The organism is Patescibacteria group bacterium, assembly GCA_041664365.1.
Lineage (GTDB): Bacteria > Patescibacteriota > Patescibacteriia > UM-FILTER-42-10 > UM-FILTER-42-10 > JAHJEX01.
This window is the reverse complement of sequence record JBAYKW010000003.1, coordinates 67,595-86,625: the sequence shown is the minus strand read 5'-3', so window position 1 is coordinate 86,625 and position 19,031 is coordinate 67,595. Positions and strand designations below refer to the sequence as shown.

Below are 19,031 nucleotides of genomic sequence, written 5' to 3'. Positions count from 1 at the left end.
ATTATGACAAAAAAAATCTTAGTAATTGATGATGATAGCGCTATTCAACAAGTTATTAAATCATCCCTTGTTCCTGAAGGGTACGATGTCAGGACAGCGGATAATGGGCAAGCAGGTTTGGATCTGGTAAAAGAATTCCAGCCGGACGTAATTATGCTGGATATTATGATGCCAGTGATGGGGGGTTTTGATTTCTTAAAACAAAATAAAGAATCAACGATACCTGTTATTGTCCTTTCATCTCTAGGCCAAGACGGTAACGAAGAAAAAGTTAAAGCTTTAGGTGTCAAATATTTCCTGCAAAAGGACAATATCCATATAGATGATATTAAAAAGTTGATTTCCAATATTCTTAACTCTGCACCAAAGCAATAGAATAAACCAAATTAAAAAAACCCGGCTGATCTGGCCGAGTTTTTTGTTTTTAAATACTCTCTGTCATTCTGAATTTATCCCCCTGGGTTATATCTTTCCACAGGATGAAGTTCTTCATAAAATTCGGCAAGCTCTCTTATTCTATCCCCGTCCAACCGCATTTCAAATTGCGGTCTGTCTGGATCATCAAAGGTCACCACTAAATCCTGGAATTCACCATTTTCATCAGTAACAATTTCAATATTATAAGAATCAGAAGGCTGCGAAGGCCCGCCAATATCATCAATATTGTCAAAGCCAACCTGTTCTGTGCCGTCTTCTTTCTTAATGACTAAAGCCTGTTGAAGTAAAATTTCAATAGTTGGGCCATGACTGCCGGCGGGTATTAATACTCTTGAATTATTTTTTAATTTTTTTACTAGTTTTTGATAATGCTCCACCAAATAAGCAAAAGCACCTGCCTGTTCCCTTTTCCATGCTTCCGCTTCCGGATTATGCAAGCTGAATACGTAATTAACTGTAGCGATCTGCGCATCTTCCGCCGCCTTCGCCTTCGCTACTTCATCTAAATCATCATAATTTTCCGGCAGATTAGAATTATAAACCGCAGTATGGTCATGAGGAGCCGGCGTTTTGATCGTTTCAAAATTCAACAAATCATTTACACGAGTCACAAATTCATTTTCACTATCCAGCTCGTCCGCATAGATATGGGCAGTTTCTAAAGCCCTGCCCATAGAAACTTTTTTGCCATTTACTTCTATTTCTCTTTCCGGACCGGCACTTGAACCGATTGCTTTGATTGCATCAAAATCATCCGGTTTAATGCCTAAATCCTTTGCACGCTGACGGGTTTCCTTTCGGCCATATTCACTTAAGTTTTTTTGTTTGTCACGATCCCCATGACGCATTATTTTTAATGTAAGCGCTACGTTGCGACCCCACTCTTTTCGCTCTTGTTGTTCTGGTTGAAGACCGGGCTGTTTTGGTTTAAATCCGGGTTCTGGCATAATAATTCTTAAATTAATTAATTATATTTTCTATTATTACAGCTTTTTTACTATTCCTTTCGTTGCATCCACTTCCACCATATCCCCGTCTTTAAATACTTTGGTGGCAATTTTCGTGCCAATTATACAAGGAATCCCTAATTCTCTAGACACAATAGCAGCATGGCAAGTAATTCCCCCTTCATCAGTAACAATTGCCGATGCTTTTTTCATTATACTTATAAACTCAGGATGAGTCATGCTAGTTACTAAAATATCTCCTTTTTTAAATTTTTTCAGTTCACCATGATGTGAAATTATATTTACCCTGCCCTTAGCTTTCCCTTGGCAGGCAGTATAACCCGATAATTCCTTACTGTGTGCTATTGGTTTAATCAACGCAGTTATTGTATTTGCTTTTTTACCACTATAAATACTTAGCTTGCCTTCTTTAAGAACGAGTGCGTAACTATTTTTTCTTTCTTTTACCAATTTCTTATAGTTTATTTTTTTTGATCCCATTAATACTTCTTGTAGCTCTTCAGATACCAAATAATTTGTTTCTGTGAACAAAATACTCAACCTCTTGCTAATTTCTTGCCAAAATCCAGCATAATAGTAATAAGCATGACGTCTATAATCGTCACGCATTTCTTTTAGATAGGCAAAAGCATGAACTATCGCCACCATCTTTTTTAGTTTTTTGTCCTTAAGATTTTTTACAAATACTTTGTATTGCTTTAAATCTTTTTTTTGGTTAGTGATTAGACGTTTTAATTCGGTCTGAGAATGTTTTATCCCAGATAATTCTTCTTTAACATTATCGACTGTCAGTAAATTGTCAGTAAATTGGTAAACTGAAAGCCAGGAATTTCGACGAATATAATTTTGTAAATCTTTGTTTGTTACTTTTCCTCTCGTTTTTAATTTCAGTAATTCAACCCTTGCTTTTACTATTTTGGTAAAGCGGTAGGGAGTACCTATGGCATGCAAAATTTCAGGCTGCTCAGCAAAAATACGCTCAATTTCTCGACCCATACCTTCTAAAACCAGAAAAGCGCAAAATTGCTGCTCGGAAAATATGATGAGTTTTTTATGAAGGACTTTGATAAAACGAGCTAACTGCTGATTAGTAAGTTTGCTAAAATCTCTATCAGTAATTTTCTTAGACCAATTATTAAAATTTTTAAACGACTGTTCATAAGCAACTGCAAAGTCTTTTATGTCTTTCTTCAGAAGCAAACGTTTATAATTTTCAGTCAGTTGTCCAAATTCCTTTTCTTCAAAATAAATCGCATAGAGCTTACCATCCGGGACAACTAGTTTATTATTAGACATATTTAAATTGGCTGTTTTTTGAAAAACATGAATAAATGACTCCATCATAAATGGGGTATAATTTCTTGCCCACAATTTTTTCCAATTATATTTGTTTGCTTTACTATTCATTTCAATTTCCTAAATCATATTTTTTTGATAATTTTTACCCAACTATGATTTGCATTGACCTCTACTTCCATACCATCTTTGAGAACTTTGGTGGCAATCTTAGTCCCGATAATACAAGGGATATTTAACTCCCGCGATATTATAGCTGCGTGGCAAGTTAAGCCTCCCTCATCAGTTATAATAGCCGCCGCTTTCTTCATTGCCGGTACATAATCCGGCCTAGTCATAACAGCAACTAATATATCACCTTGCTCAACTTTATTAACTTCCCTAGCACTATGGACTATTCTAACCTGACCGCGTGCCTTTCCCATGCAGGCAGTCAGCCCTCGAAAATCATCAACATCTGATAACTTTTTATTTCCTAATATTTCATGCATCACATTTTTATAATCCTTACCGACCACTGCTTCGTGTCCATTTAAATCCCAATAAAAAACACAAGCTTTGATTCTTTGTTGTAATAATTTTCTATTTACCTTATTTTTAAATATTTCACTTACTTCGCGTGGTGATAAATATTTTATTTCTTCCGGAGTAATACCCGTACGACGACAAATCTCTTTTAATATCAAATAGGTATAATGCGCAATCCAGAATGTTCCCCGCTTTCTTTCGTCTTGCCAATATGTAAAATCCTCTGATGTTTTTAATAAAAATTTTAATTCCTTGCTTATTTTCAATTCTACAATTAATTTATCTTTTAACAGCCTACTTCTGGTCGGTGTATTTTTAATATTATTTATCTTTTTATCAATATTGGTCTTTTGTGAAAGAATCTTTTTCAATTCATTCGCGAAATGATTGAATGTCAGTATGTTGGCATCAATATAATTGTTTCTAATCCAGAAATATTTTTTCTGATACTCCTTCAATAATTTGTTTTTATTTTCTCCCCTCTTAACAGCCTTTGCAATTTGCAAGAGCTCTATTTCCGCTTCATTAATAAAAGACAAATGAACTGGAGCAGTCAGAATAGAAAATACTTCCGCAAATCTTAATTTTTTATTTATTGGATTGACATCGTATATTTTTTGTATCATTTCGGCTACAATTTCATCCGTTCCTAAAGCGAATCCATCGATAATAGAACTACAACTGTTTTTATGTAAGATTATTTCCAGAAACTCATCATGTAACTTTATTAACTCTTGATTTTTTAGAATTTTTAAGTTGACTTTATCAATTTCCAAACACTTTTTGTAAAAACTATCTTGCTGTGGCTGCCAAGCAGAAATCATAGTACGACCCAGTTGATAATTTTTTTTACCGGCCTTCAATACAGCCGAGTAGACCCTCTTCATATCTTCTATTTCAATATACCAGTCAGCTTTGCCATCATTAAAAAAGCAATAATGGACAGCATTATGCGTTCCCTTTTTCTTTTTGATATCTACAGTTATTTCCGCTTCTGCTATTGTATGGATTAAATATGGCGCTCCATCAAACCGCTGATGGTACCATTTTTTACCACTCCATTTTTTAAGATTTTTTTTCAGCAGACCTTCTACATATTTCATAAAACTATTTTAATTTTTTTATTATACCGCGATTTGCGTCTACTTCCACGAAATCTCCGTCCTTTAATATTCTGGTCGCAACTTTAGTGCCCAGTACGCAGGGAATATTAAGCTCCCTGGAAATAACAGCCGCGTGAGAAGTAAGCCCTCCCTCATTTGTAATAATGGCTCTAGCATGACGGATAATTGGCATGAAATCCGGCCTGGTCATATCAGTTACCAGTATCTCTCCTATCTTAAATTTTCTAAAATCTGACGGTCCCAGAATTACGCGTACCTTACCAGTAGTTTTTCCTTGGCATGCTGAAATACCAATGAAAGATCGCTGTCCTTTATTTACCGGCAATCTGTTTTTTATCCTATCTCCCTCTAGATACATTAAATTATTATCAACTGCCACAAGTGAGACCTTACTCCTTTTTTGCAGTTTCCTCCTAATTATCTGTGGTGAAAAAACTAAATCACTGTATTCAAACCAGAAAGACTTAACAGCTAAACTCATTGGCACACCAGACCTTTTGACTGCTTCATCTAAGAATCTAGATAAAGTGTAAGAACCAATATGATTGATATACTTTCTTTTATCACGAATTATTTCCGTCGGTTTTAAAATATCGATAATTAATTTTTCCTCAGGTAAAAGTTTAAAACCTTTTATTTTTTCAAATGATTGATGTTTGGATGCCATAGCAGTAGCTGCCAACTTAAGGACTCTACTTGCATTCAAAGGTTTTGTGTAGATATAAGCCGGGCCCATATAGTAAAATTCTTTAATATACTTTTTTATTAAAGCATCTTTTTGTCTTTTACTTTTTTCTTGCTTGATTTTTAAAAGTAGTTTTTCACTATCCACCATGAAACTTTGGTGTTTACCAGCCAAAAGCTGGTTAATAATTTGCGGCGCCTCTTGGTACCGGAAAAACAGTGATTCAGTGATCCGAGCCGATAAAATAGCTTCATAAACAAAAGTTGGCCCCCCTAAGCCAAAATGATAAGCATAGTGATTAACATAAGACGTCATCTGGTCAACTAATTGGCGATTACTAAGTTTAGGTATTTTGGCTATGAGCTTATCTGAATATTTCTTAAAATCCTTGGCTTCTTGAGTAATTAAAGTAGCAATATCTTGTATATATTTAGGACCATTTTTTCTTACATAAACTAATAGCTTATTAGTCTCTCCTTCATATTTAGCTTCATCTATATATTCGTCGGCATACTTCTGACGACAATTGATACTTAAACCATAAAAAGGGAATTTAATTAAATGCCGATAATTGTTAGCTTCAACTACTTTGAGTGGTATAGAAGCCAAAAATGGTTCACAGGAGATCCCCGACGTTTTGTCGGCAATGAATTTGATATCCAAATTAATTCTAGCTTTATCTTTTAGCATTGTCTTATTCTTTTGCTCTTTCTAATATTTTAACTAAGCCTGTTTGAGCATTGATCTCCAGTAAATCATTGTCCTTAATAATTCGAGTACCATTTTTAGTATCTATGACGCACGGCACTCCCAGCTCTCTTGAAACAATAGCGGCGTGGGAAGATAGCCCGCCTTGATCAGCAACAATCGCAGCAGCTTTTTCCATCGCTGGGACAAAGTCAGGCGTAGTAAACTGAGCTACCAAGATGTCCCCTCTTTCTATTTTACCAATATCTTTCTTGTCTAAGCATATTTTGGCCCTCCCCCTGATTATCCCGCCCAAACTAGCCATTTTACCTTGCAATTCATTAGAATCCACAATCTCAACACTATATTTTTCTTCTAACTTTTTTATTTCCTTAGGATCAACAACTAATTTTGTTTTGGCATCTTCAACAACCATGGCATAGTTGGTAAAACGACGTTGCATTTCGGTCTTGTCTGGTAATATTTTACCATCTAAAGCACCATACATTTCCTCTACAGATAATTCCATTACCCAATCCTCGTTGAATTTGTTTCTTCTGGCAATTTCATGATACATAAAACTAGCTCCAAAGTCGGCTCTAAAAAAAGCCTCTACCCTTCTGTTTCTAGTATAGGAATGTAAACGAGCTTGTTCAATTGTACGTTTAAAATCAGCTTCTGGTTTAATTTGACTTAATGCCCAGTTATAATCCTCTTTTACTTTTTCAGGCGAACTATTATTGATCAATTTATTAAGACCTTCTTTGCTATGCAAAGACTCTTTTATCCTATCAATTATATCTTGTCTAGTATAAGGCTTACTGGTAGCTAAACCGCGATTGATATAAGCGAATCTATCTAAATGATTATTTAAATCATTGTCTGCTGATTTTGATAAGTTATTTAAATCTTCTTTATTCTTTTTAAATTTATTTGCGATTGTTATTAATTTCCACCTTTCTTCAGCTACTTCAGTCATTTCCTTAGGGTCAGTAAAAATCAAAACTAATTTTCTAAAATCAGAGTTGGATATTTTTATATATTTTAGCAAAAATTCCTCTATTCTATCTTCATAATAAATATCAATCGGGTACTGTGCATACCATGAGCATGATAACAATTTATATTTATTTAACAGACTATCTAAAGTTTTTTTCATCTCTAAATTACTTTTTTTTGACCAATCAGTTTTTTGTAATTTTAAACCTAAATTATAAAGTTCTTCTGAATTTTTAAGTTCTCTGTTGCAATAGTTATCAAGCCAATAATTATCCTGCTTTAAGTTATTAATTATTTCTGTTTCAAAAGCATCATATTCTTTTGCCGGCCAGTACATCATATGATTCAAATAAACTCGATTTACTATATGATTCTTAAAGCCAACTTGATTGGCAATTTCATGGCTAAAGCTAGAGTTAATCATAAAACGCAAAAAAATTGGTAATTTACCGGACGGCTTAATCCTCCACTCTCCTGATCTTATTACTGCTCCCGCCATAAAATTTTTATTTAATGATTGATAAAATTACTATTTTCCTCCCGCTTCCATCATTTCTTCTAGCATCTCCCTGGGAATCATCTCATCAATTTCAAAAGCTTCACCGCGTTCATCTTCTGGTTTTGAATACTTGATACGCATTTGCGTTTCACCATTTATCACATCAATTTCTATATCAAAACCCTCAGCAAAATTAAAACCGTTATTATTCAATGCTTGCACTAATTTATTTCGCACTTCCACGCCTTTTAATTTTTCCACTACCTTACATAAAAAAACATCTATCACACCGGCATGCGAACCCATGAATCTCTCCAGCGTATCACTATATTTTTCTTTTTTATCCTCATCGCTGACAATCTGATCAAAACGGGACGCAATTGTCATATACTTATTAAGTATCTCTGAAACATTAGCTGCTGATTTAGCATATGTTGTACTATCGTTATCACCCGCATTTTTGGCTATTTCATCACTATTCTCAACAACAAATTTTAATGCCTGTCCATTTTTATAAGCTTTAGTAGCCTCAGCTAATAATCCCGGATCGTCATAATGAAAACCCAGTCGCGGATCTACTGCTAATTTGGTACCTATTTTAATATCTTGGTCTAATATATCCCTTAATTCATCCAATGATTCATCTCCACTAATATCTTCTCGTCTTTGAGCTCCGGCTAGGTCAAAACCGGCCATTTCTTGAGATCTAGGTATATCACTACCAAAGGCCATAGCTGATGGCTTAGCTTCCGGTCTCATTAGTCCAGTTTCCAAACCTTGACGGCGGCCAGCGGCTGTCAACATCTGTTCTTCGTTTGTTCTACCTGGGATAGACTCCTTTTCTCCATGGCGAAAAAAATGAAGTAAAACTCTAGAAGTATATTCCCTTTCTCTTTCTGGATTTGCTAATTGTTGTTCTGGTTTAAAATGATCTGGCATATTTTAAATAAATTATATTAAATGTATTAACCTTAAATCTTTTTAACAACTCCCCTTGTCGCGTCTACCCCGCACCACCTTGGGTGCGGGGTTGTCCTGTACCATTTAGTGGTACAGGACACCTCGATAGAATGAATATATTATCACAATTTTCTCACCATTCCTTTAGTAGCATCCACCTCCACCAAATCTCCGTCTTTGAATACTTTTGTCGCAATTTTTGTGCCGATTACGCATGGAATACCCAGTTCCCTGGCAATAATAGCCGCATGCGAAGTAATCCCGCCCTGATCAGTTACGATTGCCGAAGCTTTTTTCATTGCCGCGACTATGCCAGGATTAGTTGCGATTGAAACTAAAACATCGCCGTTTTTCATTTTTCCCATGTCAGAAGCCCTGATTATCAATCTGACCTTCCCTTTCCCTCTCCCCACGCATCCGCATTGTCCGTTTATTTCTGTGATTTCCTCATTAACAGTCATTGTGGTTTTTTCAGCCATTTTTTTTGCCTGATTGCCGGTATATATTTTCTCAATTCCCTTTTCTACATAATACACGCAGAATTTCGTCCTTTTTTGCAATGTTTTCTTATCCGGTTTCTTACCCCCAATCAACGCATCTCTGACCTCTGATTTCATCATAAATCTTGCCTGCATGAGTGAAATATCCAGCCTTCTGGCAATTTCACCTAAAACCGGCTGCATGTTGTAGATTGTGTAAATTTGCGCGAACCGGCCATGGATTTTAGTTACCATGAATTCTGACCAACCGGCTAAAATTACCCTCCAATCCTTACCAATCTTCAGTTTTTTAATTAGCGCATTCTTTTTTGTTATCAAATTTTTATGCTGATTGATTTCATTTTTCAATATTTCCCCGAAGTTAACGTCTTCACCAATCAGCTTCACTAACTCTTTGAGATAATAATCATATGTATAGATATCGTCACGGCCAATCCACATATATCTAACATAATGGTATTTAATGTAGTGATCCTGAATTAATTTCAGAATTTCCATCTTAATATTATCCTTTATATCTGCAACCTTCTTTTCAAAAGCCAATTCATATTCGGGTGCATGATTCTCCATCCCATTTGGCAATCCATTGTACTCCATAAATTCCTGATATAATCTCTGGAAAAGTTTTTTATGATACGGGTCTTTCTGGATTTTTGACGCGATAGTCAGAAATTCTTCACGTTCAATCTGGATTAGAGACTTGTTTTCGGGAGCAGTTAAAATTACCAGATATTCATTTATTTTATCTTTTTCCACCCCAATCGACTTCAAATATTTTTTCATCTCTTCGGTAAAATTTCCGTGGAACATGTCGGCTGCAACCGGAAGCCAGTACCACTGATAATATTTTGTGTGAACTTCATCGTGTCTCTGATAAAAAAACCATAACTGTTTTCTAGTGAGTTTTTCTAAATTCTCCTGCGGGAGATTATGCGCAAAATAGCGCAGTTTGTCAGACCATTTTACAATCTCTTCATTCGCTTCCGCTGCAAACTGAAGGTTTTTAACAAACCTTTCAACTAGATGCTGACCCTGTTTGAATGAATCTTCCTCGCCAAAATAGAACCACATATGGTAGCCTCTGAAAATAGTCATAACTTTTTCATTGGCATATCCTCCCGGACGGGCGAACTCATTAGCAAGGCAGGATAACCAAATTTGAGAAAAAAACAAATCAATATCAGGGATGTCTTCAGCCAGCATCCATGAATCTTGGTTATTAATATGCTTAATTTTCTTTTCAGGCATTCTATTCATTTAATAAATAAAAACAGCCTATATTGCTGTTATATTATACCATTTGTAGGCAATTAGAAAAAATGCTTAGTTTACTAAATTTAAATTATTCCTCCACATAACGAAGACCAATTACCACCCCATAAAACAGGGCATTCTCTTACCTGACCTTTCGTTTCTCTTCTGTATATGAGGTAGTATTGTTGAGGTGCATTTTCATCTACTGCCCATCGTGTATAAAAATATAAATAATGTTCATTAGTTTCATCATTTGTTGTGTTCAACGGATCATTAGGTAGTGTCTGCATATACTTTGGTATCAATGATGGTATCCAGCTATTTGGCTCAACAAATGAATTACAGCCTGCGACAGATGTCAAACCAATACACCATGGATCAGGATAAGATCCATTATCGTGATAATAAAGCTCCAGTGCATTCCTTATTGCATGAACATCAGCCAATCTTTTTGCATCGCGCGCCTCTGCGCGGGCGTTTTGCATTGCTACGAAAGCAATGGAAGAAATAAGACCGATGATTGCCACGACAACCAACAACTCTAACAGAGTAAATCCTTTATTATTTTTCATATTGTTTTGTTTTACTGTGGCAGAAAGAATTTGCCGACAGCAATATTAACACCAGCTTGCATCTCGTTTGGAAAAACCACAACTTCGTAAAGAGGATATTCGCCCATTCCTTTCCAAATCTTTACCACCGCCCGATCACCGGACTGTACGGCAGTTACGATCTCATCTTTACCATCATAATTAAAATCTCCGGTAGCCAAACTCACCCCTCCCCGGAATTCCGGATGATAGGCAAAGAATCCGTTTCGGTATAAAGCTATAGAACCGTCAGGTAAACGACGAAATATTCTGACAAATGGTCCGCCGACAGCAACCGGCGCTGTTATTATTTCATCTCCACTGTTTCCGACTAGATCTCCGGCAGCTATATTTACTCCTCCCCTGAAATTCGTTGGATATGCCATGAATCCTAAAATATGCGGCCAGATTTTATTACCTTCATAATGGAATATACGGACATGCGGACCACCGGTTAATTTACCCGGCGCCGTAATGATATCGGAATGACCATCCCTATCTAAATCACCGCTCGCCACATTCCAGCTCCCGCGCAACCATTGATTGTATGCGAAAAAATTCTCAATTGTAGGACTATAGGTACCGTTACGTTTGCCGAATATCCTTATGTTCGGACCGCCACCGGATGCAGGAGAAACAATTATTTCCTTTCCGCCTTTATCATCGACATCTCCGATCGCAACCTTCACACCATTGCGATATCCCGCTTGGTATGCGGTAAACTCATAAAGCAACCTGCCCTTCCAGGTAAAGACTCTTACTTTAGGTTCATACCCGGGCCCCGGTCCGACTACAATTTCGTCAATTCCGTCATTATCAAGATCGTCTACAGCAACATTAACTCCACCGCGGAATGATGTTGAATAGGCATAGAATTGTGACAATAATTTTCCGGTTTTTGAAAAAATTCTTACCTGCGGCCCTCCACCCAGATTCGGTGCAGCAACGATATAGCTTTCCTGGATTTGAGGCTCGTCACCACCACTGGGCGGTGTAGTAGGTTCATCCACCGGTGGCACAGTTGGTGGAACAGTTGGTGGTTCTGTCGGTGGAATTTCAACTGTACACAAGTTCGTCAGATATGGAATTTCCTCCTGTGTTCCGCAGTTGTTTAAATCACTGCAAGTTCTGGACTGAGTTCCATTTACGCATTCTGACCAGACAGAACATGTCCATGATTCCACGCAGTCTGTTGTGTGCGATGCAATATTTGAAAGCGCCGACCACAGACCTTCATTATCGACAGTTTTAATTGCAAAATAGTACGTTGTATTTGGCGCCAGACCCATTACAACAAATGATTCCGCGCTACCGGCAGTTAAAGGCGCGGGAACATCAGAAACAACCGAAGCAGCAGTCCAGTTAGAATCGTTAATAGACTGGGTGCTATAACGGATATCGTAGCCAACTGCCGTGCCGGAAAAACTATCATCCCCCGGAGCAGTCCAGTTAATGGTTACTGAATTTGCTGATGTAGCGCTAAACCCCGCCTGGACCTCTGGCAAATATGACTGGTTCCCGTATGGATACAACATACTATACGCAAAACCGATAAATGCTGATACTAATGCTATAACAGCAATATAAATATTAATTCTGACCAGAACTCTTGGCTTATTCTTAATCATTAAAACTGTATTCATATGCATCTATTCAGTATATAAATCGTTAATTGTCCCCGGTGGTGTACTGTCTTGCGGCGGTAAAGGATTAAGTAATATTCTCCCATCGTACCAACTCATGGTAACTGAATCTGTTTCACCGCCCAGATTAGCGACTGGGTCTTGTCCGCCGTTCGTCGCATCCAGATACCGGTATGTTCCGCCGAGGTTAATGGTAGATGATCCGGAAGTATTATTAAGCAGGACTATCCCGTTTTCAAAGTCACGGCGGTACACATTTGATTGTACCATATAATAGTCCCCTTGCGGTTCACCGAGATATCCGCTACCAGTTTCAAGAATGTCAGTCGGTCTAGCCGTTTCCGTATCGATCCAGTATTCATCAAACCACCATGTATTGTTCACATTTTCAGCTCCCGAGTTTGGATCAAAATAAACACCGGCTAAGAGACTTGCGGTCAAGCCATATCGCATAGACTTATAGAATGACTGAGTACCATACGAACCGCTAATTTTATACAAATTATCATTCATTCTCGGCTCTTTTGAATTATTCTGCCAATAGAGAAACCCCTGCACGTTATTCGGATCAAAATATTGTAAAAATGTGCTGGGGGTGAAAAAATGTTCGAGATGTTTTCCGTTGAAGTCGGAATGCACAGATGCATTACCGTTGCCTACCATCAATACTTCCTGTCCCAATTTCTGGCGTGAACGCAACATTATATCATGAATACCGTTCGCCCAAATCTGCTGTGCTTTCAGCCGATCTGCTGTGATGTTTAAATCTTCATCTATGCCGTCGTTATCAAAATCACAATTTTCAACATAACTTGCCGGGTTTCCGTTATAATCATACAAAAACCAAAAATCCGGTCCGACCACATCCCACCAAATACCATCAAAATAGGAAAGGCGATCAATTAAATCCTTCTCCGTATGATCTGCACTCTGCTCACCAAAAGGAACATTAACATTAAGATTATAAAGATCATTACCCGCATAATAAAGGTTTCGGCAAAAATCACCCGGAACCTCAGAACTTTGAAGACGCCAAGACTCCAAAACGCGATCCGATTCAGAATGATATGCTACACCTCCATAATTCTGAACGCCTATCATATCCTGATAAACAAGGACAACTTGGTTCGGATTTAATGTTTTGAGTTGTTTAATCGGTCCGGGTTTTGTAATATTACTCTTTGATGTATTAACAAAATCAAATTTAGCAAGGTATGGGACTTCTGAATCTAATACTGTATTACCCCACCAAATCTTTGAAAGTTTAGGATAGGTCAGTTTCGGCTCAGGCAATACACGGTAGCGCCGGAAGAACGCGTAATCATCAGCTTCGTCGCCCACCCCGTGACATTTGATAGCAACCGGAAATTGTTCGACAATAGTATCTACATTATATGTAATTGTATGTGAAGTCCCCGTCCCTTCTGTAACCTGCGGTAGGTTAGCGTATGAGTCCGGCACAGCTCCATAATGACAAGTCATGACGGTAGGTGTATTAAAGCTGACAGTAAATGTGTCTGTATTTAGTATGAAATATCCCGCCGGGCTGGTTACAGTAATTTTTTGTCCGGCGACAGTTGCACTGTCCGTCTGAGGAATACCACCGTTAGTAACGCTCAATTCTACAGTATCACCTTCACTAACAATCCCGTTGTAATAGATATCACTTTCTGAATACGGCATGCCACGGACATAAGAATCTTTTATCTGATCTGTTGATAATACATCATTTGAAACCCTGATCTCATCCATTACAACATTTGTATTTCCAATCATAACATTTTCCGCGCCGACAACGATTTCCGGAAAGTGCTGGTCCGCTTCATAATCTCTGCGTGATACCTGTTCACCATTCAAATAAACTTTTGCCACTTTATCCGTGACAGACCATGTTGCTACAAAGTGAAAAGGTACTCCTACTGGGATTGTATAGTTGCTCGTGCTGGCCTGAACAGCCAATTCCCATCCGTCAGAAAAATCATACATGGTAAAACTTATTACATCGGTATTATGCACATTCACTATAAAAGAATCACCTGTACTGGAATTGTGATAATAAAGAATATACGGACTACTATCAAACTCCGGATCGTCCAGCGGTTTTTTTAGTGTCAGCCAAAGATCAAGTGTACCCTTTGTAACGTCAAGATTGCCGGTCATCGGATAATCTGCTGTTCCTACCATACCCTGGCCGAATTTCACTGATTCATATGTAACAGAACTGCTGGTTATCGGCTCCTCGCCTGTTATCGTTCGTAAATCACCGTCAAAATGCGAAAGAAATGTTGTTGGGACTGTTCCGCTTTGGACCGGTTCAGCGTTTATTGTCCATTCATAATTAGACCCTTCCATAGCATCAGTATGTGCAATAACCTGACTTCCTACATATGGCTGTACTATTTCAGCATATGAATCTGTTGCTCTTGTTTTTTCTATTAAATTACCGCTCCTACCTAAATAAAAAACCGCCGACAACACGGCGGCAGTAAAAACAAAAATAACAACTACTTTAGTCATTATGTTGCCTAATCTAAATGCGCTGATATCATTACGCATAGTTTTTTTATACTCATGTTACCACTTCATGATAACAGAAAATATGGTTTTTGTCAATAAGCGTTACTTACCATTAAATGGTCTTAACCTTTTCACATGCAATTCTTTAAGTAGCATTCAAATCGTTAATTGTTCCCGGTGGTGTACTGTCTTGCGGCGGTAAAGGATTAAGTAATATTCTCCCATCGTACCAACTCATGGTAACTGAATCTGTTTCACCGCCCGGATTAGCGACTGGGTCCTGTCCGCCGTTCGTCGCATCCAGATACCGGTATGTTCCACCGAGGTTAACGGTAGATGATCCGGAAGTATTATTAAGCAGGACTATCCCGTTTTCAAAGTCACGACGGTACACATTTGATTGTACTATATAAAAGTCCCCTAGCGGTTCACCGAGATATCCGCTACCAGTTTCAAGAATGTCAGTCGGCCTGCCTGTTGCGATATCGATCCAGTATTCATCAAACCACCATGAATTGTTCTCATTGTCAGATCCCAAGTTAGGATCAAAATAAACACCGGCCAGAAGGCTTGCGGTTAAGCCGTATCGCATATATTTATAAAATGTCGAAGTTCCATATGGATAGAGAATCTCATACAAATTCTCATTCATTCTCGGCTCTTTTGAATGTGCTTGCCAATAGAGAAAACCCTGCAGGTTATTCGGATCAAAGTAATATGAAAATCTGCTGGGGGAGAAAAAATGTTCAACATTTTTTCCGTTGAAGTCGGAATGCACAGATGCATCACCATTGCCGGCCATCAGAACATCTTGCCCCAATTTTTGGCGTGAACGCAACATTATATCATGAATACCGTCAGCCCAGATTTGTAATGCTTTAACACGATCTTCAGTCACGTTTAAATCTTCATCAATTCCATCATTATCAAAATCACAATTTTCAATAAAGCTGGGCGGGGTTCCGGTAAAATCATACAAAAACCAAAAATCCGGTCCGACCACATCCCACCAAATACCATCAAAATAGGAAAGGCGATCTATCAGATCCTTCTCCGTATGATTTGCGCTCTGTTCATTAAAAGGAGCATTTACATACAGGTTGTAAGGATCATTATCGGGAAAATAAAGGTTTCGGCAATAATCACCCGGGACTTCAGAACTTTGAAGACGCCAAGACTCCGACACGCGGTCCAATTCAGACTGATATGCCACGCCGGGATAATCCTGGACGCCAATCATATCCTGATAGACAAGTGTAACTATGTCCGGGTTTAACGTTTTGAGTTGTTTAATCATTCCAGGTTTTGTAACATTACTTTTTGACGTATTAACAAAATCAAATTTAGCAAGATATGGAATTTCTGAATCCAACACTGCATTACCCCACCAAAGTTTTGAGATTTTAGGATAGGTCAGTTTCGGCTCAGGCAATACACGGTAACGGCGGAAGAATCCATAATCATCAGCATCATCACTTGTTCCCTGGCATTTGATCGCCACTGGGAATTGTTCAATTATACTGTCCACCGCGTATGTAATCGTATGTAACGTTTCCGCACCTTCCGCAATCAACGGCAGATTATCATACGCATCCGGCACTGTGCCGTAACGGCAGGTCATCGCGGTAGCGGTATTAAAACTAACTGTTAAGCTATCAGTATTCGGTACAAAATAACCGACCGGGCTGGTTACAGTAATTTTTTGTCCAGCGACAGTTGCACTGTCTGAAAGCGGAATTCCGCCATCCGTAACAGTAAGCTCAACCGTATCGCCCTGACTGATAGTACCATTATAATAAACATCACTTTCTGAATACGGTATGCCACGGACATAAGAATCTTTTATCTGGTCTGTTGATAATACATCATTCAAAAACCTGACTTCGTCAACCACTACGTTTGTGTTTCCAATCCTAACATTTTCCGCGCCGACAACGATTTCCGGAAAGCGCTCGTCCGCCTCATAATCTCTGCGTGATACCTGTTCACCATTCAGGTATAATTTTGCTGTCTTTTCCGCGACAGACCATGTTGCTACAAAGTGAAAAGGCACTCCCACCGGAATTGTGTAGTTGCTTGTATTGACCTGAACAGCCAGCTCCCAACCGTCTGAAGAATCATACATTGTAAAGCTTAAAACATTTGAACTATGGACATTCACCATGAAAGAATCACTCGTACCGGAATTATGGTAATAAAGAAAATACGGACTACTGTCAAAATCTGGATCGTCCAGCGGTTTTTTTAGTGTCAGCCAAAGATCCAGCGTACCCTTTGTGACATCAAAATTGCCGGTCATCGGATAATCAGCCGTACCGACCATCCCCTGGCCGAATTTTACATCCTCATAAGCAATCGACTCACTCGTGGCTGGATTCTCACCCGCTGCAGTTTGGAGGCTACCATTAAAATGCGCAAGGAATTTAGTCGGTACTATTCCGCTCTGCTGGGATACCTCATTCACTTTCCACTCATAGGTTGAATCTTCTGTGGCATCAGTATGTGCAATAACCTGACTCCCTGCATAGGGCTGGATAATCTCAGCATATGAGTCAGTTGCCTTTGTTTTTTCCACTAACTTTCCGCTTTGCCCTAAATAAAAAATCGCCGAAAAAACGGCGGCACTAAAAACAAAAATAACAACTACTTTAGTCATTATGTTACCTAATCTAAATGCGTTGATATCATTACGCATAGTTTTTTTATAATCATATTACCACCTCAGGATAACAGATTTTTTGTCTTTTGTCAATAATATTCTATTTGCTTACTTTTGTTATTACAATTTTTTCCTCAACTATTTCTATTACATCATCATCTTAAAAAAATATTATCATTACCACGTAACTTGCTAAATAAAAATTATAATAAACTTAACAAAGTTGAATAAAAGTACTATAATTGTAATGTGAAAGCCATTAAAAACATACTTATGAATAATCTTTTTGAATTTTCCAGCTTATTTCTGACACAACTATCTTCCACTTATGCTCAAGCTGCTATTTGGTTAGAAGAAGGTAAAGATAAACAAATTGCTACCTTTGATTTAGTTGTCAGAGATATGCCAAAAAACAGAAATTATATGGTCTGCGGAGGTTTAGAAGAATTAGTAAATTACCTGACAAATTTACGCTATTCAGAAGAACAAATTCAAATACTTATTGATGGTAATTTAATTACCAAAAAATTTGCCGACTACTTAAGAAAATTTCGTTTTACTGGTGATGTTTCTGCCATGCCAGAGGGAACTATTTTCTTCCCCGGAGAACCGATAATAAGGATAACCGCGCCTTTAATTGAAGCCTCGGTTATTGAAACCGTTATTTTTGGCATTACCGTTTCCAATGTTTTGTTTATGTCCAAGGCGGCTAGAATTAGTACTATTAGTAAAGATATTGTTTTGGGTATGCAGCGATCTCAATCCTTTGAATCAGGGATGAAAGGTTTGCGCAGTGGATATATTTGTGGACTGCATATTAATGCCTGGCCGGAATTTATTAGAAAGTATAAAATTCCCCAGCAAGAAAATTACCTTGTATTAGGACAGCATTTTTTTATTAAATCATTTACAGAGGAGCTGACCGCTTTTAGAAAAATGGTTCATTATTTCCCTGATAACGGGGCATTCATGGTAGATACTTATGATATAAAGCAAGGGATAAAAAATGCAATAATTGTTGCCAAAGAATTACAGAAAAAAGGGGGTAATCTGAACTATATTGGCATAGATTCCGGCGATCTCGGCAAACTATCATTTGTTGCCAAAAAAATGTTGGATAAAAATGGTCTCCATAATGTAAAAATCATGGTAGCCACTAATCTGGATGAATATAAAGTGAAAAAATTATTAGCTGATAAAGCGCCGATTGATTCATTTGTTATCGCCACAGAATATGCCACCATGTCTGACTCCCCCAGTCTTGAAGTTGTATATAAAGTTGCGGAAATTAGAGATGGTAAAAACATACATTACACGGCGAAATTAACTCCTGGCAAGCAAAGTTATCCCGGTAGAAAACAGGTTTTCCGAAAATATAAGAATAATAAAATAGCTTATGATATTGTTGGTTTGGAAAATGAAAATTATGGCTCCCCATTACTTAAAAAAGTGCTAACCAAAGGCAAATTAGTAAAGAAATTACCGAGTCTTGATGAAATAAGAAAATATTTCAATAAACAACTTAGCACTATACCTGAAAAACTTTTAGACATCGATAAACAACACCCATATCGCGTGGACATTAGTAAAAAATTAGAACAACTACTGGACCAGGTCAAAAAAGAACACCTAAAATAAGCAATACTAAAACAAATAAACTACCCAGAAATGGGTAGTTTATTTG

General features: G+C 37.7%; 11 protein-coding genes and 2 pseudogenes. 2 read left to right on the top strand and 11 right to left on the bottom strand.

Going from position 1 to position 19,031, the window contains the following annotated elements; all coding sequences use genetic code 11:
- Nucleotides 1-3 precede the first annotated feature (3 nt).
- On the top strand, nucleotides 4-375 hold the full coding sequence (locus WCW66_03150) for a response regulator (GenBank protein MFA6391725.1): 372 nt from the start codon (nucleotides 4-6) through the stop codon (nucleotides 373-375).
- A 74-nt stretch (nucleotides 376-449) separates the two neighbouring features.
- Here the strand turns inward: WCW66_03150 and WCW66_03145 are convergent, their stop codons facing one another.
- The 11 genes and pseudogenes from WCW66_03145 to WCW66_03095 all read right to left on the bottom strand — a co-directional run bounded on the left by WCW66_03145 (nucleotide 450) and on the right by WCW66_03095 (nucleotide 17,383).
- Complete coding sequence (locus WCW66_03145; protein ID MFA6391724.1) at nucleotides 450-1,385, bottom strand: hypothetical protein; 936 nt, start codon at nucleotides 1,383-1,385, stop codon at nucleotides 450-452.
- Nucleotides 1,386-1,433: 48 nt separating this feature from the next.
- Nucleotides 1,434-1,697, bottom strand: a pseudogene (locus WCW66_03140) (PEP-utilizing enzyme).
- 1,169 nt (nucleotides 1,698-2,866) lie between these two features.
- A pseudogene (locus WCW66_03135) lies at nucleotides 2,867-3,145 on the bottom strand (PEP-utilizing enzyme).
- Nucleotides 3,146-4,337: 1,192 nt separating this feature from the next.
- A complete protein-coding gene (locus tag WCW66_03130) occupies nucleotides 4,338-5,729 on the bottom strand; it encodes a PEP-utilizing enzyme (GenBank protein ID MFA6391723.1) in 1,392 nt (463 codons plus the stop codon).
- Between the two features lie 4 nt (nucleotides 5,730-5,733).
- Nucleotides 5,734-7,224 (bottom strand): PEP-utilizing enzyme, encoded by a 1,491-nt coding sequence (locus WCW66_03125; protein MFA6391722.1) that lies wholly within the window; start codon nucleotides 7,222-7,224, stop codon nucleotides 5,734-5,736.
- Nucleotides 7,225-7,254: 30 nt separating this feature from the next.
- Nucleotides 7,255-8,163 carry a hypothetical protein gene (locus tag WCW66_03120; protein ID MFA6391721.1) on the bottom strand — a complete coding sequence of 303 codons (909 nt, stop codon included), beginning with the start codon at nucleotides 8,161-8,163 and terminating at the stop codon, nucleotides 7,255-7,257.
- 143 nt (nucleotides 8,164-8,306) lie between these two features.
- The gene (locus WCW66_03115) at nucleotides 8,307-9,932 is read right to left on the bottom strand and encodes a PEP-utilizing enzyme (GenBank protein MFA6391720.1); all 1,626 of its coding nucleotides are present in this window, start codon (nucleotides 9,930-9,932) and stop codon (nucleotides 8,307-8,309) included.
- 89 nt (nucleotides 9,933-10,021) lie between these two features.
- Entirely contained in the window at nucleotides 10,022-10,510 is a 489-nt protein-coding gene (locus WCW66_03110) for a prepilin-type N-terminal cleavage/methylation domain-containing protein (GenBank protein ID MFA6391719.1), read from the bottom strand.
- A gap of 11 nt (nucleotides 10,511-10,521) precedes the next feature.
- Nucleotides 10,522-12,171: a fibronectin type III domain-containing protein gene (locus WCW66_03105; GenBank protein ID MFA6391718.1), complete on the bottom strand. Its 1,650-nt coding sequence runs from the start codon at nucleotides 12,169-12,171 to the stop codon at nucleotides 10,522-10,524.
- Nucleotides 12,172-12,177: 6 nt separating this feature from the next.
- Complete coding sequence (locus WCW66_03100; GenBank protein MFA6391717.1) at nucleotides 12,178-14,727, bottom strand: putative glycoside hydrolase; 2,550 nt, start codon at nucleotides 14,725-14,727, stop codon at nucleotides 12,178-12,180.
- A gap of 106 nt (nucleotides 14,728-14,833) precedes the next feature.
- Nucleotides 14,834-17,383: a putative glycoside hydrolase gene (locus WCW66_03095; protein ID MFA6391716.1), complete on the bottom strand. Its 2,550-nt coding sequence runs from the start codon at nucleotides 17,381-17,383 to the stop codon at nucleotides 14,834-14,836.
- A 237-nt stretch (nucleotides 17,384-17,620) separates the two neighbouring features.
- On the opposite strand from WCW66_03095, the gene pncB reads away from it, so the two are divergent.
- Nucleotides 17,621-18,985, top strand: a complete 1,365-nt coding sequence (gene pncB, locus WCW66_03090) for a nicotinate phosphoribosyltransferase (protein ID MFA6391715.1) — start codon at nucleotides 17,621-17,623, stop codon at nucleotides 18,983-18,985.
- The last annotated feature ends 46 nt before the right edge of the window (nucleotides 18,986-19,031 follow it).

Bases quoted from the DNA above. Each gene is read 5' to 3' on its own strand.
- WCW66_03150 (MFA6391725.1), top strand. From the start codon at position 4: ATGACAAAAAAAATCTTAGTAATTGATGATGATAGCGCTATTCAACAA.
- WCW66_03145 (MFA6391724.1), bottom strand. From the start codon at position 1,385: ATGCCAGAACCCGGATTTAAACCAAAACAGCCCGGTCTTCAACCAGAA.
- WCW66_03130 (MFA6391723.1), bottom strand. From the start codon at position 5,729: ATGCTAAAAGATAAAGCTAGAATTAATTTGGATATCAAATTCATTGCC.
- WCW66_03125 (MFA6391722.1), bottom strand. From the start codon at position 7,224: ATGGCGGGAGCAGTAATAAGATCAGGAGAGTGGAGGATTAAGCCGTCC.
- WCW66_03120 (MFA6391721.1), bottom strand. From the start codon at position 8,163: ATGCCAGATCATTTTAAACCAGAACAACAATTAGCAAATCCAGAAAGA.
- WCW66_03115 (MFA6391720.1), bottom strand. From the start codon at position 9,932: ATGCCTGAAAAGAAAATTAAGCATATTAATAACCAAGATTCATGGATG.
- WCW66_03110 (MFA6391719.1), bottom strand. From the start codon at position 10,510: ATGAAAAATAATAAAGGATTTACTCTGTTAGAGTTGTTGGTTGTCGTG.
- WCW66_03105 (MFA6391718.1), bottom strand. From the start codon at position 12,171: ATGAATACAGTTTTAATGATTAAGAATAAGCCAAGAGTTCTGGTCAGA.
- WCW66_03100 (MFA6391717.1), bottom strand. From the start codon at position 14,727: ATGCGTAATGATATCAGCGCATTTAGATTAGGCAACATAATGACTAAA.
- WCW66_03095 (MFA6391716.1), bottom strand. From the start codon at position 17,383: ATGCGTAATGATATCAACGCATTTAGATTAGGTAACATAATGACTAAA.
- pncB (MFA6391715.1), top strand. From the start codon at position 17,621: ATGAATAATCTTTTTGAATTTTCCAGCTTATTTCTGACACAACTATCT.